24 protein-coding genes and 2 pseudogenes are annotated in these 24,095 nt (G+C 61.1%); 9 read left to right on the forward strand and 17 right to left on the reverse strand.

The genetic code is table 11. The features are described 5' to 3' along the window. Positions 1–41: 41 nt before the first annotated feature. Both EV130_RS09625 and EV130_RS09630 read right to left on the reverse strand, forming a co-directional pair. Positions 42–683, reverse strand: a complete 642-nt coding sequence (locus EV130_RS09625; protein WP_074060290.1) for a Vgb family protein — start codon at positions 681–683, stop codon at positions 42–44. A 48-nt stretch (positions 684–731) separates the two neighbouring features. Continuing rightward, on the reverse strand, positions 732–1,952 hold the full coding sequence (locus EV130_RS09630) for an ATP-binding protein (RefSeq protein ID WP_074060289.1): 1,221 nt from the start codon (positions 1,950–1,952) through the stop codon (positions 732–734). A gap of 122 nt (positions 1,953–2,074) precedes the next feature. On the opposite strand from EV130_RS09630, the gene EV130_RS09635 reads away from it, so the two are divergent. The 5 genes and pseudogenes from EV130_RS09635 to pepT all read left to right on the forward strand — a co-directional run bounded on the left by EV130_RS09635 (position 2,075) and on the right by pepT (position 6,631). Then, the gene (locus EV130_RS09635; protein WP_074060288.1) at positions 2,075–2,911 is read left to right on the forward strand and encodes a DUF899 domain-containing protein; all 837 of its coding nucleotides are present in this window, start codon (positions 2,075–2,077) and stop codon (positions 2,909–2,911) included. Continuing rightward, a pseudogene (locus EV130_RS09640) lies at positions 2,892–3,128 on the forward strand (hypothetical protein); the annotation flags it as partial. The gene EV130_RS09635 and the pseudogene EV130_RS09640, both read left to right, overlap by 20 nt. A gap of 239 nt (positions 3,129–3,367) precedes the next feature. Then, complete coding sequence (locus EV130_RS09645) at positions 3,368–3,817, forward strand: SRPBCC family protein (RefSeq protein WP_132660107.1); 450 nt, start codon at positions 3,368–3,370, stop codon at positions 3,815–3,817. 221 nt (positions 3,818–4,038) lie between these two features. Further along, a complete protein-coding gene (locus tag EV130_RS09650) occupies positions 4,039–5,097 on the forward strand; it encodes an adenylate/guanylate cyclase domain-containing protein (protein ID WP_132551954.1) in 1,059 nt (352 codons plus the stop codon). A 301-nt stretch (positions 5,098–5,398) separates the two neighbouring features. Further along, positions 5,399–6,631, forward strand: coding sequence for a peptidase T (pepT, locus tag EV130_RS09655; RefSeq protein ID WP_132660109.1), 1,233 nt, complete (start codon positions 5,399–5,401; stop codon positions 6,629–6,631). A gap of 28 nt (positions 6,632–6,659) precedes the next feature. Here pepT and EV130_RS09660 read toward each other — a convergent pair whose 3' ends face one another. From EV130_RS09660 to EV130_RS09685, 6 genes are all read right to left on the reverse strand, one after another. Then, entirely contained in the window at positions 6,660–8,282 is a 1,623-nt protein-coding gene (locus EV130_RS09660; RefSeq protein WP_074060284.1) for an ABC-F family ATP-binding cassette domain-containing protein, read from the reverse strand. A gap of 187 nt (positions 8,283–8,469) precedes the next feature. Then, on the reverse strand, positions 8,470–8,634 hold the full coding sequence (locus EV130_RS09665) for a DUF1328 domain-containing protein (protein ID WP_022717247.1): 165 nt from the start codon (positions 8,632–8,634) through the stop codon (positions 8,470–8,472). A gap of 77 nt (positions 8,635–8,711) precedes the next feature. Continuing rightward, complete coding sequence (locus tag EV130_RS09670; RefSeq protein ID WP_074060283.1) at positions 8,712–9,239, reverse strand: hypothetical protein; 528 nt, start codon at positions 9,237–9,239, stop codon at positions 8,712–8,714. Positions 9,240–9,317: 78 nt separating this feature from the next. Continuing rightward, positions 9,318–10,112, reverse strand: a complete 795-nt coding sequence (locus tag EV130_RS09675) for an anti-sigma factor family protein (RefSeq protein WP_132551951.1) — start codon at positions 10,110–10,112, stop codon at positions 9,318–9,320. Further along, positions 10,109–10,714 (reverse strand): RNA polymerase sigma factor, encoded by a 606-nt coding sequence (locus EV130_RS09680; RefSeq protein WP_074060281.1) that lies wholly within the window; start codon positions 10,712–10,714, stop codon positions 10,109–10,111. Before EV130_RS09680 ends, EV130_RS09675 begins: the two co-directional genes overlap by 4 nt. A 39-nt stretch (positions 10,715–10,753) precedes the next feature. After that, complete coding sequence (locus EV130_RS09685) at positions 10,754–11,299, reverse strand: tetratricopeptide repeat protein (RefSeq protein WP_132660111.1); 546 nt, start codon at positions 11,297–11,299, stop codon at positions 10,754–10,756. Between the two features lie 167 nt (positions 11,300–11,466). Here EV130_RS09685 and EV130_RS09690 point away from each other — a divergent pair, with 167 nt between their 5' ends. The 3 genes from EV130_RS09690 (at position 11,467) to EV130_RS09700 (ending at position 14,343) form a co-directional block, all read left to right on the forward strand. Continuing rightward, a complete protein-coding gene (locus EV130_RS09690; RefSeq protein ID WP_074063058.1) occupies positions 11,467–12,519 on the forward strand; it encodes a type III polyketide synthase in 1,053 nt (350 codons plus the stop codon). Beyond that, a complete protein-coding gene (locus EV130_RS09695) occupies positions 12,516–13,019 on the forward strand; it encodes an isoprenylcysteine carboxyl methyltransferase family protein (RefSeq protein WP_074060279.1) in 504 nt (167 codons plus the stop codon). Before EV130_RS09690 ends, EV130_RS09695 begins: the two co-directional genes overlap by 4 nt. Positions 13,020–13,095: 76 nt before the next feature. Next, complete coding sequence (locus tag EV130_RS09700; protein ID WP_132660113.1) at positions 13,096–14,343, forward strand: NAD(P)/FAD-dependent oxidoreductase; 1,248 nt, start codon at positions 13,096–13,098, stop codon at positions 14,341–14,343. A 24-nt stretch (positions 14,344–14,367) separates the two neighbouring features. Here the strand turns inward: EV130_RS09700 and EV130_RS09705 are convergent, their stop codons facing one another. The 9 genes and pseudogenes from EV130_RS09705 to EV130_RS09745 all read right to left on the reverse strand — a co-directional run bounded on the left by EV130_RS09705 (position 14,368) and on the right by EV130_RS09745 (position 23,542). Beyond that, positions 14,368–14,901: a gluconokinase gene (locus EV130_RS09705; RefSeq protein WP_132660115.1), complete on the reverse strand. Its 534-nt coding sequence runs from the start codon at positions 14,899–14,901 to the stop codon at positions 14,368–14,370. Positions 14,902–14,929: 28 nt separating this feature from the next. Further along, entirely contained in the window at positions 14,930–15,883 is a 954-nt protein-coding gene (locus EV130_RS09710; RefSeq protein WP_074060276.1) for a peptide ABC transporter ATP-binding protein, read from the reverse strand. Then, positions 15,880–16,896 carry an ABC transporter ATP-binding protein gene (locus tag EV130_RS09715; protein WP_074063057.1) on the reverse strand — a complete coding sequence of 339 codons (1,017 nt, stop codon included), beginning with the start codon at positions 16,894–16,896 and terminating at the stop codon, positions 15,880–15,882. Before EV130_RS09715 ends, EV130_RS09710 begins: the two co-directional genes overlap by 4 nt. Continuing rightward, the gene (locus EV130_RS09720; RefSeq protein WP_132660212.1) at positions 16,896–17,792 is read right to left on the reverse strand and encodes an ABC transporter permease subunit; all 897 of its coding nucleotides are present in this window, start codon (positions 17,790–17,792) and stop codon (positions 16,896–16,898) included. Before EV130_RS09720 ends, EV130_RS09715 begins: the two co-directional genes overlap by 1 nt. A gap of 27 nt (positions 17,793–17,819) precedes the next feature. After that, complete coding sequence (locus tag EV130_RS09725; protein WP_074060274.1) at positions 17,820–18,824, reverse strand: ABC transporter permease subunit; 1,005 nt, start codon at positions 18,822–18,824, stop codon at positions 17,820–17,822. Positions 18,825–18,911: 87 nt separating this feature from the next. Further along, positions 18,912–20,507: an ABC transporter substrate-binding protein gene (locus tag EV130_RS09730; RefSeq protein ID WP_074060273.1), complete on the reverse strand. Its 1,596-nt coding sequence runs from the start codon at positions 20,505–20,507 to the stop codon at positions 18,912–18,914. 342 nt (positions 20,508–20,849) lie between these two features. Then, positions 20,850–21,326: an iron-responsive transcriptional regulator RirA gene (rirA, locus tag EV130_RS09735; RefSeq protein ID WP_074060272.1), complete on the reverse strand. Its 477-nt coding sequence runs from the start codon at positions 21,324–21,326 to the stop codon at positions 20,850–20,852. Between the two features lie 182 nt (positions 21,327–21,508). Beyond that, positions 21,509–21,744, reverse strand: a pseudogene (locus tag EV130_RS09740) (M48 family metalloprotease); the annotation flags it as partial. Positions 21,745–22,045: 301 nt separating this feature from the next. Next, positions 22,046–23,542: a CoA-acylating methylmalonate-semialdehyde dehydrogenase gene (locus EV130_RS09745; RefSeq protein WP_132660117.1), complete on the reverse strand. Its 1,497-nt coding sequence runs from the start codon at positions 23,540–23,542 to the stop codon at positions 22,046–22,048. Between the two features lie 196 nt (positions 23,543–23,738). Here EV130_RS09745 and EV130_RS09750 point away from each other — a divergent pair, with 196 nt between their 5' ends. Then, the gene (locus tag EV130_RS09750; RefSeq protein WP_132660119.1) at positions 23,739–24,071 is read left to right on the forward strand and encodes a putative quinol monooxygenase; all 333 of its coding nucleotides are present in this window, start codon (positions 23,739–23,741) and stop codon (positions 24,069–24,071) included. Positions 24,072–24,095 lie beyond the last annotated feature (24 nt).

Here is a 24,095-nt window from a genome sequence, read left to right on the forward strand (position 1 = left end):
GGCCGGTCGACCATTCGCGATCAGATCGGCTTATGTCTTCGTCACCGCGACTCGCGTCTCGGCCGGCGGATGGCCCGCACCTTACCGCTGCTTCCGCCGCCGCAGAAGAGCTGATCGCCGCCATCGGATTCGAGCCCGGAGACACTCACACCGGCAGGCATGGCGAGCACTTCGAGGACCTCTCCCGTTTCATGATCGATTTGCCTGATCTCGCTCTCGTCACCTTCCCAGGTGGCGTGCCAGAGTTCGCCGTCGACCCAGGTGACACCCGTGACGAAGCGGCTGGACTCGATGGTACGGAGAATTGCTCCTGTCTCAGGATCAATCTGATGGATCTTGCGGTCCCGGTATTGCCCCACCCACAGCGTGCCCTCGGCCCAGGCAAGGCCAGAGTCGCCGCCGCCGGGCGTCGGGATCGTGGCGACCACGTGGCCGGTCTTCGGATCGATCTTCTGGATTCGGTCCTCGGCAATCTGAAACAGATGCTTTCCGTCGAAGGCGGTCCCTGCGTGCGCGGCAACGTCAATGGAGCGAACGGTCTGTCCGCTCGAGGGGTCGAGGGCGTTCAGCCTGTCTCCGGACGCAAACCAGACGTGCCGGCCGTCAAAAGTGACGCCATGCACCTGCTCGGCACCCGGAAAAGGTCCATATTCGCGGAGAATTTCGGCTGCGGATTTCTTCATGATTCCACCCTGTCTTTCCAGGTTTCCAACTCGGCTCAGGACCTGACCTTAATCACCCGGCAGCGGACCGGGGAGTAACAAGATTGTCGGGAATCCCGGCACCGGAGGGGTCATCCAGCGACGCGCCCGTCCACGGCCATAAGACTGCACCTTGCCTGCTGCGGCAAGCTGCTCGAGCGCTCGCTGTACCGTGCGCGGGCTTGCGCCGAGCGCAATCGCAAGTGCTGAGCTCGACCATGACTCGCCGTCAGCAAGAAAGGCAAGCACCGCCGGATGCTGTTCTTCGACGGGCGGCGCCAGTACAGCGATCTCGCGAGCGCGGCGCGGCATCAACGCAAAGCCTCGCTTCGTCGCCTTCACATCGGCAAGGGTCCGGATTGCGGCGCGAAGCCGCCCGATCTCGACCCTCAGCCGCGCGCGATGGGATTCATCGGCATGTCTTGCCCGGAAGGCGCGGGCGACGAGGATGGCCCTCGGAACGTCGCCAGGCCAGGCTTCGCCCAGCGCACGGGCGAGTGCGAACAATACCGGGCGCGACGCGAGCGGGACGGCCAGCCGCTCGTCCCGCACGATATTCCGGCATGCGTCCACAACAAGCGCACCGGACCCCGGCAGCGCTTCGATCTCCTCGAGTAGGAGCAGACGTTCCTCACCACGCGCAATCAGGCGCGCCGCAGGTGTTACCAGGAGGAGAAAGGCTCGTTCTACCTCCGCGGTGAGTGCAGGAATGTCTGCCTCGCTCGCGGCGTGTCTGGCCCGCGTGAGAGCCTCGCGCGCCGCTTTCGTTTGAAGACGCCGAATGGCGATCCCGGCAACAACCAACTCATGGGCGGCCTTCGACGCGGGCGGGAGCGGCGTTGAATCGAGCACCGCCAGCTTACTCTCTGCCTCGTCGAGGCGGCCAATCAGGAGCAGGCGCCGGATCTCCACATTCCGTGCATGTGCGGCATTGATGCGGTCGCCATGGGCTTCGAGAGTCGCCCGCGCTGCGTCGAGCGCCTTCGCAGGCCAGGTGAGGTCGCGCGAGACGAGGGCGATTTCGGCCTGGGCGACGACACACCTTGCGCGGGCCACCGCCTCCTTGCGGCCGAAGGCACGCGCCGCACTCCTGAGCAGAGCCGTGGCCCGGCCGAGATCGCCGAGTTGCGCCATCGCAATACCCCTGAGCGCAAGCGCCGGCGCGTCGCCGCGAAGCGCGACCCGCTTCAATGCGCCAAGGGGATCACCCGCGGCAAGGGCGCGTGCCGCAGCAGTGATCAGCGAGTCCATCGGAATCCCGTCACACTTGTAACTCCCACCATTCGATATCCGGCCCTAGTCTATTCGTGACCAGCAAGCAACACGCCGCCCCGAAAATGAGACGGCGACAGACAGCCAAAGGAGCAAAAAGGATGACGGCACACGTAACAGGAACACGTCAGGAGTGGTTGTCGGCACGGCTCGACCTGCTCGAGGATGAGAAGGAGCTGACCCGGCGCAGCGACGCACTGGCGTTGCGGCGTCAGGAATTACCCTGGGTTCGGATCGACAAGGAATACCGGTTCGAGACCGAAGAAGGCAGCGCCAAGCTGGCGGATCTATTCAAGGGCCGCTCGCAGCTTCTCGTCTATCACTTCATGTTCGGCCCCGACTATACGGCCGGATGCCCCTCCTGCTCGTCGATCGCCGATGGATTCAACGGCATCGTGGTCCATCTGGAGAACCACGATGTCGCCTTCTCGGCGGTCTCGCGCGCACCGCTTGCAAGGCTGCAGGGATTCAAGCGGCGGATGGGCTGGACTTTTCCCTGGGCCTCGTCGAACGGCGGCGATTTCAATCGTGACTTCAGCGTCTGGTTCACTGAAGAAGAGCAGCGCGAGGGCAGCATAGATTACAATTTCCGCCGCGAGCCGCCGGCACCTGAGCGGCTCGCTGAAAAACCGGTTCAGGAATGGCAGGTGCGTGGCAGCGAGGCGCCGGTCGCGCAGATCGCAGCCATGACGGGAACCGACGTTGCCACATATACGCGCGACAGGCCGGGCCTCAGTGCCTTCGTGCTCGACGATGGCATCGTCTACCATAGCTATTCCAGCTATGCGCGCGGTCTGGACGGTCTGTGGGGTATGTACCAATGGCTCGACCGTGCTCCTATGGGGCGCAACGAGCACGGCGTGTGGTGGCGCCACCACGACAAGTACGAAACGGAATCTCGCCGGGGGGGCCGCAACGATGATTGCTGCTCAGCGTGAAACCTTGGGCTCCTCCGGCGCCGCCGATTGGCTATCCCTTGCGGCGGCGCCGACCTTCGCGGTCATGGCGCTGTTGACCGCGGTCTCCGGCGGTTCGGACATGATATGCTCTACCGCGTCTCATACATCGCCGCTGACCGGAATGATCCCGATGTACTTTCTGATGAGCGCCTTCCATCTGTCGCCCTGGCTGAAGCTGATCTCCAGCCGGCGAGCCTGCCGTCCCGATCCGGCTTTGGCCCAACAACACACCGACGAACCGGACAACAACCATGGAGAATCAAGTCATTTCGCACGAGCAGTTGCGGAAGGCGCGCCTTGATCTGCTCATCGCCTGGAAGCGATGGCGCCCTTGTTGCGAGTGAGCAGTTGCCTAAATGCTGTCTAGGCCACGCGGGACTCCCGGCCATTCTGCGCCTCATGCGAGGCAGGCAATAGCAACCACAGGAGAGACCAATGCAAGAGGCCCTTGTCGTTCGTCGCGAAACGCATATCCCGGCGCCGCCCTCGGCGGTGTTTGCCCTGTTGACAGATCCAGAGAAAATCCTGCGCTGGATGGGTACCGAGGCGGAGATCGAGCCGCAGCCTGGGGGGATCTATCTGGTCAACGTCACCGGCGCTCGCTTCGCCCGCGGTTCCTTTCGCGAGGTGGTGCCGGTGCACCGTCTGACCTACAGCTTCGGCTGGGACGGCAGCGAAATCGTGCCGCCGGGGTCGAGCCTGGTCGAGATCGACCTGATCGAGCAGCCGGACGGCACGCTGCTGCGCCTGACCCACACTGGCCTGCCGAATGCCGAACAATGTGCCGGTCATGCGGAAGGCTGGGCTCACTACCTCGGTCGGCTAGTCGAGGTGGCAGCCGGACGCGACCCGGGCCCGGATCCGATGCATGGCAGATACGACTGAACTTCGCTTCCGAAACGCACGCCTTTTGCGAAGTCAGGCACGGCCAGCCTGCGCAACACATGGCCTTGACGAAGCAGTTGTTGCGACACCGGCAGGTAGCTTCGTCCGGGGCATCGCCTCGATGACGGGCCTGTCGGGAATGTCCTCCGACACAGGGCAGACTGACAGGCCCTCGCCACGGCGTGGATGACAGGCTTCGGCCCCCGTGGCATGATCGAGGCATGGATCTGCCCGCGCCCCTCGCCTGGCTGGTCGACGAGGCCGGCGCCTCATCCGACCCCGAATTGTTCCTAGCCGAGCTCGGCGGCCGGTTGCTGGCCGACGGCCTGCCACTGGCCGGCGCAGCCCTGACGCTTGCCGTGCCGCATCCGATCATTGCCCGCCGCACCTGGTTATGGCGGGCCGAATCCGGGGTCGTGATCGAGGCGCTCGGCTTTGCCGGCGGGCCGCCCGGTCAGGCCGGCCGCGGCTGGCTTGCCGGACTTGGCCCCGTGCACGAGGAGGCGGTCGGCCGGGCTCCGGACAGCCCGGTGCTGGGCTGGGCGGGATGCCGACCATTCCAACCTGCCGAGGCCGACCGGCTGAAGCAGGCCTCGCGCTTTGCCGCCGCGCCCCTGGCTGCGCTGGCAGCACGTGCGGCCCTGGCAACACTGCTCGAAGCCTATCTCGGACGGCGCAGCGCAGCGCAGGTGCAGGCGGGCGCGCTCTGCCGCGGTGCCGGCGAGACCATCCGCGCCGCATTGCTGTGCGCCGATCTGCGCGATTTCACAGCACTGTCCGAAGCGACAGAACCCTCCGTCATGATCGCCGCCCTTGACGCCTGGTTCGACCGCGTCACCGGGGCGGTGCATGCTTTCGGGGGTGAAGTTTTGAAGTTCATCGGCGACGGCGTGCTGGCGATCTTTCCGGCCGCCGGCGCGCCGGGCGAGGCCTGCGAGGCGGCGCTGCGCGCAGTCGCCGCCGCCCGCGCAGGCATGGTTCACCTCGATGCGACGCGCCAGGCGCAGGGCCTGCCATCGCTACCCTTCGGCATGGCGCTGCATTTCGGAGAGATGTTATGGGGCAATATCGGCGCTGCCGACCGGTTGGACTTTACCGCCATCGGCCCCGCGGTCAACCTGGTCAGCCGGCTCGAAGGGCTCTGCAAGCCCCTTGGTCACACCGTGCTCATCTCAGGCGCAGTCGCCAAGGAGACGGCAACGGCCTTGATTCCCCTGGGCGAACACGCATTGCGCGGCATCGCTGATCCCTGCGCGGTCTTCACCCTGCCGGAGGAATGAGCCCTGCCGTCCAGGCCGGTAAGGACATCGAATGCGCGACTGAGAGATCGGACTGACGAGGACATTGCGGTTGACTGCCAAGGTACGGGTGCCGCTTCGGCCTCGTGTCACCGGCCGGGCGACCAGGCCGAAACGGCGATCAGGTTTGCGAATGGCATATAGGCAGTCCTTATCGATGCTCGCCATACAGGACCTGGCCCCGCGCCGCTGACACAGGCGCGAGGAAAAAAAGGCCTTCACCGAAATGCCGATGAAGGTTACAGCAGTCCATCGCTGACGATCATGCACTGGACTTGAGCCTATGACCGATACTGTTACCGATCGCTTCCTTCGATATGTCGTTATTGACACGCAATCGGATCCCACCTCGTCAACGCAGCCTTCCACCGAAAAGCAGAAGAATCTTGGCCGTTTGCTGGTCGAGGAACTGCTGGCAATCGGGCTTTCGGATGCGCATCTCGACGAGCACGGCTATGTCTATGCGACCATTCCTTCCAATGCGGACAAGCCGGTGCCGGTCATCTGCTTCTGTTCGCATATGGATACCGCACCTGACTTCACCGGAACGAATGTCACCCCGCAAATCGTACGGAACTACGGCGGCGGCGACATTCGGCTTTCAGGCGATCGGCAGCAGATCATTCGCGTCGTTGACCATCCGGCGCTCAACGACCAGATCGGCAACGACATCATCACGACCGACGGTACGACGCTGCTCGGGGCAGATGACAAGGCCGGCATTGCCGAGATCATGACGGCGGCGCAAATCCTGGTCGACAATCCGGATATCAAGCACGGCACGATCAAGATCCTCTTCACGCCGGACGAGGAAATCGGCCGTGGCGTCGACAAGGTCGACCTTGAAAAGCTCGGGGCCCGGTTCGCCTACACCATGGATGGCGAGACGGCAGGCCATATCGAAGACGAGACCTTCTCCGCCGATGGTGTCGAGATCACTATTCAAGGTGTGGCCATCCATCCCGGATTCGCCAAAGGAAAAATGGAAAATGCCATCAAGATCGCCGGCGCCATCATCAATCGGTTGCCGAAGAACGTGGCACCGGAGACGACCGAGGGCAGAGAGGGCTTCGTCCACCCCACAGGCGTCACCGGCTCGATGGAAAAAGCAGCCCTCAACCTGATCGTACGTGACTTCAATGACGATGGCCTCGCAGCCAAGGAAGCGATGCTGGAGAGGATCGTACAAGAGGTGATGGCGGACTATCCGGGCTCCTCCTACGGCTTCAGGGTCAAGCCGCAGTACCGCAACATGAAGGCCATCCTCGACCGCCATCCGGAAATCATCCAAAACGCCGTCGAGGCAATCCGGCGCGCCGGAATGGAGCCAGTGCGCGGCAGCATCCGGGGCGGGACGGACGGTTCGCGGCTTTCGTTCATGAACCTGCCCTGCCCCAATATCTTCGCAGGCGGCCACGCCTTCCATTCGCCGCTCGAATGGGTCAGCCGACAAGATATGGAAAAAGCGGTCAAGACGATCGTCGAGCTCGCGAAAATCTGGGAAGAGCGCGCTTAAGCCGCTTAAGCGCGTATTCCTCTCGAACTCAACGACGCAGGCCAGGCGCCTCATGACCGGTGCGCGCCACGTATTCCGTGTAGCCGCCGCTATATTGGTGAATGCCGTCGGGGGTCAGTTCCAGCACCCGATTGGACAAAGCGCCCAGGAAGTGCCGGTCGTGCGAAACGAAGAGCATCGTTCCTTCGTACTCGGACAACGCCTTGATGAGCATTTCCTTGGTGTCCAGGTCCAGGTGGTTTGTCGGCTCGTCCAGCACGAGGAGGTTCGGCGGATCGAAGAGCATCATTGCCATGACGAGCCGCGCCTTCTCGCCGCCAGAGAGCACCCGGCATTTCTTCTCGACGTCGTCGCCGGAAAAACCGAAGCAGCCCGAAAGCGCGCGCAACGAGCCCTGCCCCGCCTGCGGGAATTTATCTTCCAGTGACTGGAGGACGGTGCGTTCGCCGTCCAGGAGATCCATGGCGTGCTGGGCGAAATATCCCATCCTCACGCTGGCACCGAGAGCGACGTTGCCACTATCCGGCTCTGCAGAACCCGCGACCAGCTTCAGAAGCGTAGACTTTCCCGCGCCGTTGATACCCATGATGCACCAGCGTTCGCGCCGCCGCACCAAAAAATCCAGTCCCTCATAGATCGTTCGGCTCCCATATTTCTTGTGCACGTTCTTCAGGCTGATGACATCCTCGCCCGAGCGCGGTGCCGGCAAAAACTCGAACGAAACGACCTGGCGACGCTTCGGCGGTTCCACCCGGTCGATCTTCTCCAGCTTCTTCACGCGGCTTTGCACCTGCGAAGCATGCGAGGCGCGGGCCTTGAAGCGCTCGATAAACTTGATTTCCTTGGCGAGCATCGCCTGCTGGCGCTCGAACTGGGCTTGCTGCTGCTTCTCGTTCTGGGCCCGCTGATGCTCGTAAAAGGCATAGTCGCCGGAGTAGCTGTTCAAGTTGCCGCCATCAATCTCGATGATCTTGGTGACGATGCGATTCATGAACTCGCGGTCGTGCGAGGTCATCAGCAGCGCGCCGTCATAACCTTTCAGAAACTCCTCCAGCCAGATGAGGCTTTCCAGATCCAGATGGTTGCTCGGCTCGTCAAGCAACATGACGTCGGGACGCATCAGGAGAATTCGGGCAAGCGCCACACGCATCTTCCAGCCGCCCGATAGTGCACCAACGTCGCCGTCCATCATTTCCTGGCTGAAGCTGAGACCGCCTAAAACTTCGCGCGCGCGTCCTTCCAGGGCATAACCGTCGAGCTCCTCGTAGCGCGCCTGGACCTCGCCGTAGCGCTCGATGATCCTGTCCATGTCGTCGGCCTGTGCAGGATCCGACATGGCAGCCTCGAGCTCCCGCAATGCGGCAGCAACGATGCTCACGGGTCCGGCGCCGTCCATCACCTCGGACACGGCGCTGCGGCCCTCCATCTCGCCGACATCCTGATTGAAATAGCCGATGGTGACGCCCTTATCGACGGATACTTGCCCCTCGTCGGGTTGCTCGGCCTGTGTGATCATCCGGAAAAGGGTCGTTTTGCCGGCACCGTTCGGACCGACGAGGCCGACCTTGTCGCCTCTGTTGAGCGCTGCTGTCGCCTCGATGAAGAGGATGCGGTGGCTGTTCTGCTTGCTGATGTTTTCGATTCGAATCATATGCGATGAGGACCCAGGAAAGTTTTTTCGGAGGCCTTATGCCACGCGGCGGCAAGGCTGTCGCAAGTTTTTCCGCATTAAGATCTGTTTCGAAGGTCGCGGCTGATGCCCGATGACCCCCGGCGCAATCGACACGAAAAACCCGGCGCCATAACGCCGGGTTCTTCAAATACCTATTTTCATCGCACTATTCGCGGCGCATCAGGCGCATGACGAGCGATACGACGAACAGCACCAGGAATATGAAGAAAAGAACCTGTGCTATGGAAGCCGAAGCGCCTGCGATCCCGCCAAATCCGAGGACGCCGGCGATCAGGGCTACGACGAGAAATACCAAAGCGTAGTACAGCATGGTGAACTCCTCTTTCGATTTCTGATTTATCAACGGCTACCCTTGGCAATTGGTTCCAGATCGCCTGGTCCAAAGCATCAGCCGAACTGGAGGATGCCCTGACGCGTGCGGTCGCCTTCGTCGGGGGCGGGTGGCTCTGCTGCTTCGAGATAGAACTTCACCGGCGCTATGAGCACGAACCAGATGCAGGCACCAGCCATGAACGCCGATCCGATGGGATCATCAATGCGCGCCACGAATGGAAGCCCGGCCGAGGCGAAGAGAACGGTCATCCGCAAAGACCATTCCGCCTCACGCTTGCTGATCGCTCTGGCTCGGAGCGTTTTGTAACGCCGCGCGTCATAGCCGCTTCTTCCCGCCCTTGCGGAGGAAGCCAGCTTCCAGATGGATGGCAGGGCCAGCATGAGCAATGCCGCGAGGCTGAGGACAAGAGGCTGACCTGAGAAATTGTACCGGCTTGCGATTGCCAGCAGCGAAAGCGCCAACAGGTTCCACACCGGCTCCAAATGCTCCGGATGCTGCGCCGCGTAGACATGCCAAACCCGCAGTGTACGCGCCGCGCCTGAAAGCAGCGGCTCGTCGATATAACGATTGATCCAATCCATGCTGAAATGCCGGCCCCTGTCGTATCGAGATGATCGGCAACACCATGCAATCTGGACATCATGATGGCGGGACGGCATTCATGCCGTCAATTTTGACCTGAGGTTGTCGACGAGTTCCTGCATGCGGTCTGCCGGGGCATGGCCGATCAACATGAAGGCATGGCTCCGGCTGGACCAGTAGATGACGTTCATGCCCTTACGGCCTTCGATCTCCGGGGCCTTTTCACCCTTGTCCGAGCGGATGATGCAGAGCGCCATCGGGCCGGTCTCGGGATCGAGGTAGCCGATCTGGGCGAGAGGTCGTTCGTCGTATTCCAGGAGCAGCACGCGCTTGAAGTCGACCCCCGGCAACGCAACCATCCTGGGGGAAAGTGCAAGCCCAAGCTTTCGGTCGATCTGAGCAAGCTGAACGCTCTGCACATCGCCAGGCGGAACAGGTCCTGCAAGAGTATCCGGCGTGTAGAGCGAAATATATTCGGCAACGACAGCGCGCCAATCGGCGTCCCCCTCGTCCTTCGAAAGGCTGCGGCTGATGCCGAGATAGGCGCGGTCAGCAATGACTCCCGCGACCACCGAAGCTGCAAGCGCACCGACAAAGCCGCGGCGGCTCGCAAAGCTTTGTTGCCTACTTGCCCGCCGTGTGGGGATTGCGGCAAGCATCGATTCGAGCCTGGCCCGCGGCGCGGCGGCGAGAAGCGGCGTGAAGGCCTCCTTGAACGGCAGGTTGCTTTTAGACAAGAATTCCAGCCTTGCGGCTACGCGTTCGTCGGCATTGCCGAGCGCTTCGATGCGCGCAGCATCCTGCCGCGGCAGCTCGCCGTCGATGAAGGCTGTCAGTTCTTCGTCAGAGGGTATGTTGATATGGTTGCTCATTGCCGTCCCTCGTCCGAAAAGGCGCCCGAAAGCGTCGCGCGTGCTGCCGCCAGCCGGCTCATCACGGTTCCGATCGGTATGGCCAGTATATCCGCCACCTCGCGATAGGAGAGCCCTTCCACGTAGGCGAGGAAGACGGCACTGCGCTGTGCTTCGGGAAGCGCGTCCACCTGCAGCAGCACCTGATTTGCCATGACATGCGTTTCGGCGTCGCGGGCTCCGTCGAAAACCAGTGCTTCCAGCGGATCAGCCAATCCCCTGCCCTGGCGAACCTTGCGGGACCGGACCTCGTTCAGCCAGATCGAATGCAGGATCGAAAACAGCCAGCGATCGAGCCGCGTCCCCTGTTCGAACTGCCCGCAGCGTTCCAGCGCCCGGACACAGGTCTGCTGAACGAGGTCATCGGCCACGTCGCGCTGCCGCGAGAGTACGAGACCATAACGCCAGAGCCTGGCAAGATTGTCTGTCAGGCCTTTCCTGATGTCCGCTTCGCTCGCGATGGCCGCCTCCGCCCCAGTTCGTCTCCCGGTAATCGCCAGCCGAAGCGGCGATCCCGTTTTCAGGCGACTATAGGCAGGAAATGTGGTGCGCGCGACCGGCATTCGATCATCCCTCCTTGCCGACACGCGCCCGCATCGATTTCATATCTTCGACGGATCGAGGATTACTGCGTTGAGGTCCTGATATTCCTCGCAACCCGTGCCGCAGATCGCCTTGATGATGTTCAACTGCTCCTTGGCGAGATCGATGCGGCCTTTGACGACGTAGGCTTCGCCAAGGTATTCACGAACCTTCGCATATTGGGGATCGAGCTTTACCGACTGAAGGTAGTACGAGATGCCTTCGTCCGTGCGGCCGAGCTTGCGGGTGGCGTAGCCGCGATAATTCAGCACTTGCGCATTGTTCTGATCCTTGACGGTGTCGAGTATCGCCAGCGCTTCCTCATATCGGCCGGCCTTCGCCAGTGAATAGGCATAGTCGGTGCGGTTCTCATCCGTCACGTTGGCGCCCTGCTGCTTCACGCACTGTTTCGACCTCTTGTCATAGATCTGACCCTTCTTGCAGGTGGGCGTATTCGCGCCGCCGCCACCACCGCCGCCGACGGCCAAGACGGGGGTGGAAAGGGTGGAGGCGGCGATGCAGCCGCCGAGGACGAGAGAAGCGATACGGACAATCGTGGTCGTCATGGGATGTCTCCAGGAAAATGACGTTGCCGCCAAACAACACCCCTGCCCGGCATTTTATTCGAACGGCACAAGGCATTTTCCATCACCTTATCGTGACGCGACGAGTGCGAATAAATCGGCGTCAAAGGTGTTTTCCGCTTTACCGCCAGTGGCAAATGGAGAATGCCGTGAACCATACGGTCAAATTTCTGAGCCTCGCCATTGCCGTGCCGGAACACATCATTACGCAGGCAGAAGCAGCCGAGGCCTCGGCCCGGCTCTTTGCCGGTCGCCTGAAGGACTTTCGGCATCTGGCGGGGGTCTTCGACAATGCGGGCATTATCAAGCGGCACGCCGCGCGTCCGCTCTCATGGTTCGACGAGCCGCATGGCTGGCAGGACCGGATGGACGCTTATGCCGAGGTCGCAAGCAATCTCTTCATCGAAACGGCGGCCAAGGCACTGCGGCAGGCGGAGCTAAAGGCAAGCGACATCGATTGCGTTGTCACCGTCTCCTCCACCGGGTTTACCACACCAAGCCTCGATGCGCAGCTTGCCAGGAAGATGGGGTTCCGGGCGGATATAGAACGCGTACCCGTGTTCGGGCTTGGCTGTGCTGCCGGCGTCTCTGGCCTCGGCATCGCGTCGCGTCTGGCAAAAGAAAGGCCGGGCAAGATCGTGCTCTTCGTGGCGATCGAGCTCTGCACCCTCGCCTTCCGGCTAGATGAGCTGACGCGGCCCAACATCATCGCAACAGCGCTCTTCGGCGATGGCGCCGCAGCCTGTGTGTTGCGCAACGGCGGAGACGGCATCTGCGAAGTGGCATCGAGCGGCGAACATCTGTTTCCCGACACGCTCGACATCATGGGCTGGAAGATCGACGACACAGGCTTCGGCATCGTACTTGCACAGTCGCTTCCGCCGTTCGCGCAGACGCAGCTCGGTCCTGCTGTCGACATGATCCTTGCCCGCGATGGCCTGTCGCGCCGGGATATTGGCCGCTTTATATGTCATCCGGGCGGCACGAAGGTGCTCACCGCGATGGAAAGCGCGCTGACGCTCTCGCCAGGATCGCTGGATCACGAGCGCGCGGTGATTTCCAACTATGGCAACATGTCCTCGCCAACCGTCCTCTTCGTGCTGGAACGCGCAATCCACGCCGGCCTGCCCGAGCGCTCGGCGATGATCGCCATGGGACCAGGCTTCTCCGCAAGCTGCGTGACGCTGCGGAGGACGGCATGATGCTCGCCGCTACCGCGCTTTTGACCTTCATCACGTTCCAGCGCCTCGGCGAGCTCGTTGTGGCCAAGCGCAACACTGCCATGCTCCTTGCCAAAGGCGGGCGCGAGATCGGGGCTGAACATTACCCCTGCATGGTCGCACTGCACTCGGCCTGGATCGGCGGCCTGTGGCTGCTTGCCCCAGACAGGCCGGTGAAGCTTGTTTGGTTGGCCATCTTCCTGCTGCTGCAAATCTTTCGCCTCTGGGTGCTCGTGACACTCAAGGAGCGATGGACGACAAGGATCATCGTTCTGCCGGGGGCGCCGCTCGTCTGCAGCGGGCCCTATCGCTTCATGCGGCATCCCAATTACGCGGTCGTCGCCGGCGAGATTGCCGTTTTGCCGCTTGCGTTCGGCATGCCGCTCTATGCAGCCGCCTTCACGATCCTGAATGCGCTCATGCTCGCTATCCGCATCCGTGCCGAAAATGCCGCACTCAAAACGGCAATGATTTTGAAATAAAATACAATTTTTCAATTGCACCATCGCGATCCTAAGGGCATTTTCGACCCTTGGTATTCGTGGGCTGCAAGGAAAAATGACCAAGAACGCAATCGTGCTCGGTGCCGGCATCATCGGTGTCTCGGCGGCAATTCATCTGCAACGGCGTGGGCGTCAGGTGACCCTGATCGATCGCAAGGATCCCGGCAGCGAGACCTCGTACGGCAATGCGGGACTAATCCAGCGTGAAGGTGTCGTGCCTTACGGCTTTCCTCAACAGATCGGCCTGCTGCTGCGCTATGCGCTGAACAACCGCATCGACGCGCATTATCACCTGAAGGCACTGCCGGGTCAGCTCGCGTTTCTTGCGCGATACTGGTGGAACTCCAATGCGCGGCGCCACGAGATGATCACCCGTGCCTATGCGCCGCTGATCGAGAACTCGATCCTCGAGCACAAGGATTTGATCGAGGCGTCGCATGCCGAGCAATTGATTCGCAAGGACGGCTGGATGAAGATCTTCCGAACCGAACCGAAGCGCGATGCGGAGCTTGCCGAGGCCGAGAGCTGGCAGAAGGAATTCGGCGTCAGCTATGAGACACTGTCTTCCGCCGACATTGCCCGCATGGAGCCGAGCCTGATGCAGAGCTTCGCCGGTGGCATCCGCTGGCGCGATCCCTGGTCTGTCCTTGACCCGCAGGCGCTGACTGCCGCTTACCGCAGCTATTTCGAAAGCCTCGGCGGCCGCTTTGTCACCGGCGACGCCAATTCGCTCGGCCAGTCGGGTTCCGGCTGGAAAATCATGACATCCGAAGGTTCACTCGGGGCCGACGATGCGGTGATGGCTCTCGGCCCTTGGGCTGCTGTGGCGACGAAGCGTCTCGGCTACTCCTTCCCCCTCGGCGTCAAGCGCGGCTACCACATGCACTATGCGGCCGAAGGCAATGCGATTCTCAACAACTGGACGCTCCATGCTGAACAAGGCTATTTCCTCGCGCCGATGAAACGCGGAATCCGGTTGACCACCGGCGCGGAATTTGCAGCACTCGACGCGCCGAAGACGCCCGTTCAGCTCGACCGGGCAGAAAAGGTCGCGCGCACCGTCTTTCCGCTCGGCCCCCGGCTCGATCCAGAGCCGTGGATGGGCGCGCGCCCCTGCACGCCCGACATGATGCCGATCATTGGCAAGGCGCCACGGCACAACGGTCTGTGGTTCGCCTTCGGGCATGCCCATCACGGCCTGACGCTCGGCCCGGTAACAGGCCGGGCGCTGGCCGAACTCATCACCGGCGAAACACCGTTTATCGATATCTCCGCCTATTCGCCGCAGCGCTTCAATCCGTAACGGAACGACAACCGTGGCGGCTTTTCAGGCAACCCCGAGCGGCGCGAGCTTCTTTCGGGCTTCTTCGGCAATGCCTTCGACAGTGTCGTCGATATCGACCGTCACGACGCCTGGCTCGCCGGTCGGCACCTCGAGGGTCCCTAGCTGGCTTTCAAGCAGGGACGCAGGCATGAAGTGACCCGTGCGATGCCCCATCCGCTCGCTCAGCAGTTCCTTGGAACCTTGGAGATAGACGAAGAAGAGATTGCCCCCGGTCGCAGCGCGTAGCTGCTCGCGATAGATGCGCTTCAGCGCCGAACAGGAGACAATGATGCCTTCGCCCTCTGCAAGGGCCGCCTTCATGGCCTTTCCGATGAGATCGAGCCAGGGTATGCGATCCGCATCGGTCAACGGGATGCCCTTCGACATCTTCTCGACGTTGGATGCCGGATGAAGCTGGTCGCCTTCGATGAAGCGGAGGTTCAATGCCTCCGCCAGCTTTTCGCCGATCGAGGATTTTCCGGAGCCGCTGACGCCCATGACAATGATGGCATGGGCCCTGTTCGTCCCCTCCCGCATTCAGTCCTCCGTCGTCGCCTGCGTCGGCTCAGTCGAGCGGAAAATGGCAGGCGTATTGTTGTTCGCCCTGTCCACTTAGTTCAGGCTCCACCCGGCGGCAATAGTCCTGCGCCTTCCAGCAGCGCGGGTTGAAGTGACAGCCGCTCGGCGGCTTCAACGGCGAGGGAAGCTCGCCTTGCAGACGGATGCGGCTCTTGGCGCGATCGGGATCGGCAATCGGCGTCGCGGACAGAAGTGCGGCCGTATAGGGATGACGCGGATGCGCAAAGACTTCGGCCGCCGGCCCCGTCTCGACCGGGCGGCCGAGATACATGACCATCACATCGTCGGCGATATGGCGAACGACCGACAGACCGTGCGAGATGAAGAGATAGGCAAGCCCCATTTCCTTCTGCAGATCCATCAACAGGTTCAGCACCTGCGCCTGGATCGACAGGTCGAGGGCCGAGACCGGCTCGTCGAGCACCAGGACCTTCGGCCGCAGCATGAGAGCACGGGCAATGGCGATGCGTTGGCGCTGGCCGCCGGAGAACATATGCGGATAGCGATCGTAATGCTCCGGCCGCAGGCCGACACGCGCCATCATTTCCTCCGCCTTGCGGCGCCGGCGCGCAGCATCGAGATCGGTGTTGATCTTCAGCGGCTCTTCCAGGATCGCACCGACCTTCTGGCGTGGATTGAGCGACCCATAGGGATTTTGGAAAACGATCTGCACCTGGCTGCGCAAGCTGCGGTCGCCGACGCGAGCAGGCTTGCCGTCGATCAGCAGCGTGCCGGCCGTCGGATCCTCGATCATGGTAACGAGACGGGCAAGCGTCGACTTGCCGCAGCCGGATTCGCCGACGACGGCAAGCGTCTTGCCGGAATAGAGGCTGAAGCTTACGCCGTTCAGCGCCTTGACGGTCGCCTCCGGTTTGAACATGCCGCGATTGACGGTGTAAAAACGGGCAAGGTCCTTGCCCTCGAGAACGGCGCCGGTCATACGAAGTCTCCAGCCGATTGCTTCGGCATAACGCCGGGATGACCGAGCGGCTTGCCGTCTTTCAATGGATAGTTACAGAGTGCAAGGCCGAGTTCCGGCCCCTGGCGGACGACGCCGCGATCGCATTCCACCGTGGCATAGCCGCAACGCGGCGCAAAGAGGCAACCGCGCGGGCGGTCATGCTGGCCGGGAACGACACCGGCGATCGACGGCAGATGCTGGCCGACTTGGGCCCGCTCCGGCAGAGCGGAAAGCAATGCGGCGGTGTAGGGATGATGCGGGTCGCGGAAGAGTGCCTTGACCGGCTGCTCCTCGACCTTTTGTCCGGCATACTGAACCTGAACGCGCTCGGCAGTTTCGGCGACGACGCCCATGTCGTGGGTGATCAATACCAGCGCCATACCCTGCTCCTTCTGCAGGCGCACCAAAAGATCGAGGATCTGCGCCTGGATCGTCACGTCGAGCGCGGTCGTCGGCTCATCGGCGATCAAAAGCTTCGGGTTGCAGGCGAGTGCCATGGCGATCATCACGCGCTGGCTCATGCCGCCGGACATCTGGTGCGGGAAGTTCGACAGGCGATCTTCCGGCGCCGGAATGCCGACAAGGTTCAGGAGCTCGATCGAGCGCTCCCGGCGCTCCTTGCGGTTGAGGCCCATGTGCATCCGCAGGCTCTCGCCGAGCTGGAAGCCGACCGTGAAGCACGGGTTAAGGCTCGACATCGGCTCCTGGAAGATCATCGCCATGTCCTTGCCGATGATCTTGCGGCGCTGCCGGCCGGAAATGCCGATGAGTTCCTTGCCGTCGAAAGTCATGCGGTCAGCGGTGATCTTCGCCGTCCAGGGCAGAAGACCCATCATGGCGAGCATGGCAACCGATTTGCCCGATCCTGATTCGCCGACGATCGAGAGGATCTCGCCCTTGTCGCAGCTCAGCGATACGCCATCGACGGCGCGGAAGAGACCGGAAGACGTCTGGAATTCGACGGTCAGATTCTGAATATCGAGAAGTGGCATCATGACCTCTTCAGCTTGGGATCCAGCGCATCGCGCAACCCGTCGCCCATCAGGTTGATGGCGAGAACGGTGACGAGGATGGCAAGACCCGGGAACGTTACGACCCACCAGGCGCGCTGGATGAACTCTCGCGCTTCGGCGAGCATCGTGCCCCATTCGGGTGTCGGAGGCTGCGCGCCCATGCCGAGGAAGCCGAGGGCAGCCGCATCAAGGATCGCCGCCGAGAAGGCGAGCGTAGCCTGGACGATCAGCGGCCCGAGACAGTTCGGCAGGATGGTCTTGAACATCAGCCGCAAGGTGCCCGCACCGGCGACGCGCGAGGCGATCACATACTCCTTCTCACGCTCGGCCATGACCGAGGCACGCGTCAGGCGCACGAAATGCGGCTGGTTGACGATGGAGATCGCAATCATCGCATTGATGAGGCCGGGGCCAAGGACCGCAACCAGGACCAGGGCCAAAAGCAGCGACGGGAAGGCCAGGATGATATCCATCAGGCGCATGATGGCGATATCGATTCGGCCGCGGAAATAGCCGGCCACGAGGCCGATCAGAACGCCGGCGATTACCGACAGCGTCACGACCACAACGCCGATGAAGAGCGAGAAGCGCGCGCCATAGATGAGGCGCGAGAGAATGTCGCGTCCGACTGCGTCCGTCCCGAGCGGGAAGGACAAGCTGCCGCCTTCCATCCAGAATGGGGCAAGAAGCAGCATCTGCCGGTTCTGCTCGTTTGGCATATGCGGGGCAACGAGGGGCGCAAACAGCGCCACGACCAGAATCAAGATGAAAACGGCGAGGCCGATAACGGCGCCCTTGTTTCGCGAGAAATAATACCAGAATTCCGCAAGAGCCGATGGGTGGGCGGTTTTTGCAGCGGCCGTTGCGGTTTGCATATTTGTCGTACTCACGGGGGACCGCTCCTAATACCGAATACGTGGGTTGATGAAGCCGTAGGTGATGTCGACGATCAGATTGACCAGCATGATGATGCCGGCAATCAGCAGAAGACCCCCCTGGACAACCGCATAGTCCCGCTTGAACACCGAATCGACCATCCACTTGCCGATACCGGGCCAGGAGAAGATCGTCTCCGTCAGGATCGCGCCCGCCAGAAGGACGCCGATCTGCAGACCGATCGTTGTCACGACCGGTATCATGGCATTGCGCAGCGCGTGCACGCCAACGACGCGAAGCGGCTTCAGACCCTTGGAGCGGGCGGTGCGGACATAATCTTCGCCGAGCACTTCGAGCATCGCCGAGCGCGTCTGGCGTGCGATGACGGCAAGCGGAATGGTGGCAAGCACGATCGTCGGCAGGATCAGGTAGCTGACTGCGGAGCGGAAGGCACCCGCCTGCCCCGACAGCAGGCTGTCGATCAGCATGAAGCCGGTGACCGGCTTGAAGAAATACATCAGCGAGATGCGGCCCGAAACGGGCGTCCAACCGAGATAGCCGGAGAAAAAGATGATGAGCAGCAGGCCCCACCAGAAGATCGGCATCGAATAGCCGACCAGGGCGACCCCCATCACGCTTTGATCGAACCACGTGCCTCGCTTGACGGCGGCAAAGACGCCGGCGGGCACGCCGAGACAGACCGCCAGGAGAATGGCACAAAGCGAGAGCTCGAGCGTTGCCGGGAAGAGCGCACCAAAGTCACTGAGAACGGGGCGCTTCGTGACGATCGATGTTCCGAAGTCGCCTTGCAGCACCTTGCCGAGGTAGTCGAAGTACTGAATGTACATGGGCCGGTCGAAACCGAGATCATGCATGATCTGGGCGTGACGCTCAGGCGCCATCACGCGTTCGCCCGACAATAGCATGACGGGATCACCGGGAAGCATGCGGATGAACGAAAAGGCAATGAGCGTGACGCCGAGGAATGTTGGGATCAGGACCGCGAGGCGCCCGATGAGAAATCGCAACATGGCAGATGTTCCAATAGTTTCCGGCGGTCAGGAGAACCTGACCGCCGGCCAGCCCGGCTTTCACCGGGCATTCTTGCATAGTTCTTATTATTCGGAAATGTCGACGCCGTCGAAGCGGTGATAGCCGAGCGGATCCTGGACGAAGCCGGAGACCTTCTTGCTCACCGGAATGAAGACGAGCGAATGGTTGATCGTTGCCCAGGGAGCTTCCTTCTTGAAGATCAGCTGGGCCTGCTGGTAAGCCTTGGTGCGCTCGGCAACATCTGCCGTCGTCTTGGCCTTGGTCATCAGGTCGTCGAATTCCTTGTTGCACCACTGCGCGCGGTTGTTGCCGCCGACAGCGTCGCAGCCGAGGAGCGTGTCCATGAAGTTGTCAGGATCGCCGTTGTCGCCCGTCCAGCCAAGGATGACGGCACCGTCACGGTCCTTGGCGGACGAGAGCTTCAGGTATTCGGCCCATTCATGGGTCACGATCTCGGCTTCGACGCCGATCTTTGCGAGGTCAGCCTGCATCAGTTCAGCTGCACGGCGAGCATTCAGCATGTACGGACGCGAGACGGGCATCGCCCAGAGCTTCATCTTGAAGTCCTTGACGCCGGCATCGGCAAGCATCTTCTTTGCGGCCTCCGGATCATACTTGTCGTCTTCGACGGCATCGTTGTACGACCACATCGTCGGCGGGATCGGGTTCTTTGCAACCGTTGCAGCACCCTGGAACACGGCATCGATAATCGCCTGCTTGTTGATCGCCATGTTGAGAGCCTTGCGGACTTCAACCTTGTCGAACGGCGGGATCAGAGTGTTGTAGGCAACATAGGAAACGTTGAGGCCGGCCTGTTCCATAACGGTCAGGTTCTCGTCCTTCTTCAATTCGGCTACGTCGGCAGCATTCGGGTACGGCATGATATGGCATTCGCCGGCCTTCAGCTTTTGCGCGCGCACGGCAGCGTCCGATGTGATCGCGAAAACGAGATCGTCGATCTTTTCCTTGCCCTTGAAGTAGCTCTCGTTGGCCTTGTAGCGGATGACGGCATCCGGCTGGTAGGCGACGAAGGTGAACGGACCGGTGCCGAGCGGCATCTGGTTCATCTGGTTCATCTTGCCGTCAGCGGCGAGCTTGTCGGCATATTCCTTCGACAGGATCGACGCGAAATCCATGGCGAGATCGGCCATGAAGGGCGCTTCAGGATGGGCCAGGGTGAACTTGACCGTCAGGTCGTCGACCTTCTCCATCGACTTGATAAGCTCCGGGAAGCCCATGCCGGCGGCATATTCATAAGAACCGCCTTCGACATACTTGTTCCACGGGTTGTCTGCCTTGAGCTGGCGCTCGAAGGAGAAGATGACGTCGTCGGCGTTGAGATCACGCGTCGGCGTGAAGAACTCGGTCGTCTGGAACTTGACGCCCGAGCGCAGCTTGAAGGTGTAAACCGTGCCATCGTCGGAAACGGTCCAGCTTTCGGCGAGACCCGGCTCGATCTCGGTGCTGCCGTGCTTGAATTCGACGAGACGGTTGTAGACCGTGCGCGAGGTCGCGTCAAAGGTCGTGCCTGCGGTGTAAAGGCCCGGATCGAAGCCTTCGGGCGAACCTTCAGAGCAATAGACAAGGGTTTTTGACCAGGCCGACGTCGCCATGACCGAAGCCAGGGCCGTCGCTGCCAGCAGGACGGAGAGCTTTTTCATAATTTTGTTTCCCAGGTTTGTTCTTTTTTGATCGTTGGAGATCGAGCACAAATATTCCCGATCAGCGGGCCGATGGAACGATATTTATTTGCTGAAAGCAACGGTATCCGCAGAAAATTTTTCCAGTTGGACAACTTTAGAAATTTTCGGTCAAAAATCGGCCTCATTTGGAAATAATCGGACGTAAGAAGCTGAGTTTTTGTCGCTTTTGGTATAATTTCGCGCTTTTTGGATAGCCGAAAAAGCCTCTGGACATTCAATCTGGAGGAGCGAAAACGCAAAAACCGCAGCTGCATGCTGCAGCTGCGGCCAACGAGCATGTTCGACTACTGCGTGCCGGGGTCAGGCAGCCGGAACGCTGATGGCGGGCTTGCGGTAATCCTCGCCGGTCAGGCCGAGGAGGAAGTTGATCTGCGGGCGTGCCCTCACGAGATCGTCGATCGAATATTCCGTCAGCACGTCGAAGAAGGCGTTAAGCGCCTTGCGCAGCGCCGAGTTCAGTCCGCAGCTGTCGACCAGGGGGCATTCCACGGCGCCGTCTTCAAAGCACTCGGCCATCGCAAAGCTGTCTTCAGTCACTTTGACCACGTCGAAAAGGCTGATATCCTTCGCCGGCTTGCCAAGCCGGACGCCGCCATTGCGGCCGCGGACGGTTTCGACCAGGCCCGCCTTGTTCAGCGGCTGGAGAATCTTGAACAGAAAGAGTTCAGAAACCCCGTATGCCCTGGCAATTTCGGGGATCCGACTGAGATGTCCTTCATTGGCCGCGCAATACATCAACATGCGAACCGCATAGTTGGTCTGCTTCGTCAATCGCATGCCGTTCTCCTGAATCGCGTGGGCTGGATGCCCGCATGGAAGCTATATAGTGGCTTTCGTAGTTTTGAACAATTCCAAAATATGAAATTCACATTCACGTTTGCACCGCCCGCCGCGCCCGCGCCATCAAAGCCGCCGTCCTGGCATATTACAGGACGACTTCTTTCATTTCTGGCCTACCTGCCGAACCTTCTCATGAGGTCGGCGGACCTGCGATCGGCTTCGCTTTCGCAGGGTCGCGCGTTGGAAAGCGCCAGCAATCCACCGCCTTGGACCAAGACACCTTCAACACCCGGGCCGACATCTTTCGCAATCAGTATGACCGGGCGAGCCGATGCCGGGTGGCACGATAGATCTGACGCAGGCTGTGCTTATGCTCGACATGGACGATTTCATGCGAAAGAACGGCGGCAATCAGGACCAGCCGACACAGATAACGGCGTAACAATCGGAGAAAGCACGATCACGATCCAGATGTCGAACTATTCCAAGCGCTCCGGGTTGTTCCTCGCGTTGAAACGGATCTGCCGGTCGTGCCTTTCAGCATCTGGTTCTTAAAAGCATTCGCGGTTTGCCTGCCCTTTGCTGGCCTATCCGGCGTCTTTGCGAAAGCTAGCCACCCTCGCCGAACTGAGGAGCACGCGCATGCCGGTGCAACGATCCTGAATCGCAAAATGGGGGCCGTGGCCCCCAGATCGGTACTCTTTTGCCTTTCGACACTACTTCATCGTCGGCATGACGAATTCGGCGCCGTCCTTGATGCCTGACGGCCAACGGGCGGTGACGGTCTTGGTCTTGGTCCAGAACTTGATCGAATCCGTACCGTGCTGGTTGAGGTCGCCGAAGCTGGAGGCCTTCCAACCGCCGAAGGAGTGATAGGCGAGCGGAACGGGGATCGGGACGTTGATGCCGATCATGCCGATGTTGATTCGCGAGGCGAAGTCGCGAGCGGCATCGCCGTCGCGGGTATAGATGGCGACGCCGTTGCCGTACTCGTGCTTCATCGGCAGATCGAGGGCCTCTTCGTAGTTCTTGGCACGAACGACTGAAAGCACAGGTCCGAAGATTTCGGTCTTGTAGATATCCATGTCGGGCGTGACGTGATCGAACAGCGAACCGCCGACGAAATAGCCGTCTTCATAACCCTGCAGCTTGAAGCCACGGCCGTCGACGACGAGTTTCGCGCCCTGCTCGACACCGCCGTCGATCAGGCCGTTGACGCGCGCATAGGCTTCCTTGGTGACGAGCGGTCCCATGTCGGCCTTATCATCGGTATAGGGGCCGATGCGCAGCGACTCGATCTTCGGGGTCAGCTTCTCAACGAGGCGGTTTGCGGTTTCCTCACCGACGGGAACCGCAACAGAGATCGCCATGCAGCGTTCGCCAGCCGAACCGTAGCCTGCGCCCATCAGCGCGTTGACGGCCTGGTCCAAGTCGGCATCCGGCATGATGATCATGTGGTTCTTCGCGCCGCCGAAGCACTGCGCACGCTTTCCGTTCATGGCGGCGGTGCCATAGACGTAACGGGCAATCGGCGTGGAACCAACGAAGGAGACGGCGCCGATATCCGGATCCGTCAGGATCGCATCGACGGCGGCCTTGTCGCCGTTGACGACGTTCAGGATGCCGGCCGGAAGTCCCGCTTCGATCATCAGTTCGGCCAGGCGCAGAGGAACGGACGGGTCGCGTTCGGAGGGCTTGAGGATGAAGGCGTTGCCGCAGGCGATTGCCGGCGCAAACATCCACATCGGGATCATGGCCGGGAAGTTGAACGGCGTGATGCCAGCGCCAATGCCGACGGCCTGGCGCAGGGAATACATGTCGATCGCCGGACCTGCGCCTTCGGTGAATTCGCCCTTCTGCAGGTGCGGGATACCGCAGACGAATTCGCAGACTTCAAGGCCACGGACGATATCGCCCTTTGAGTCCTCGACGGTCTTGCCGTGCTCCTGGGAGAGCAGTTCGGCCAGCTCGTCCATGTGCTTGTTCAGGAGTTCCACGAACTTGAAGAAGACTCGGGCGCGGCGCTGCGGATTGGTTGCGGCCCATTTCGGCTGCGCCGCCTTGGCGTTTTCGACCGCGGCACGGATTTCCTCGACGCTTGCGAGCGCCAGCGTTGCCTGGACCTCACCGGTTGCCGGGTTGTAGACGTTGCTGCTGCGGCCGCTTGTGCCCTCAACATGCTTGCCGCCAATGAAATGACCGATCTTTCGCATGGATGTCCTCCTCATTTATTTCCGTTGATGGCGCATAGTCGCACTTCAATTTGCACAAATCAATGCAATGCGATAAGCAACCGTTGTGCAAAAATCGAAGCCAAAGCGTGCGAGCTCCTCCAAGGAGGCCTTCTGCAAGGCGCAATCCTGGACAGCCGCGCGCCGAGAGGCCGAACTCAAGAGAGGTCGTCCATCGATGAGCGGCAAACGTGTCGTGAGAATGGCGGAACTGGAGATAGACCCTAGCCAGCTCGATGCTTATCGTGCGCTGCTGGCTGAAGAAATCGAGGCTTCGGCCGCGTCAGAACCAGGCGTGCTCACCCTTTACGCGGTCTCCATCAAGGATCGTCCGGAGAGAATCTGCATCTTCGAAGTCTATGCCAGCCAGGAGGACTACGAAGCACATCTGAAGACGCCGCATTTCCTCAAGTACAAGACGTCGAGCGAGCGCATGGTCAGGTCGCTGTCACTCATTGATGTCGATCCCATCATTCTGCGCGGCAAGACCGGCGATGATCTGGCGAGGTAGGTTTAAAACTTGGTCGGCAGGGAA

Source organism: Rhizobium azibense, assembly GCF_004342325.1.
In the GTDB taxonomy this organism is placed as follows: domain Bacteria; phylum Pseudomonadota; class Alphaproteobacteria; order Rhizobiales; family Rhizobiaceae; genus Rhizobium; species Rhizobium etli_B.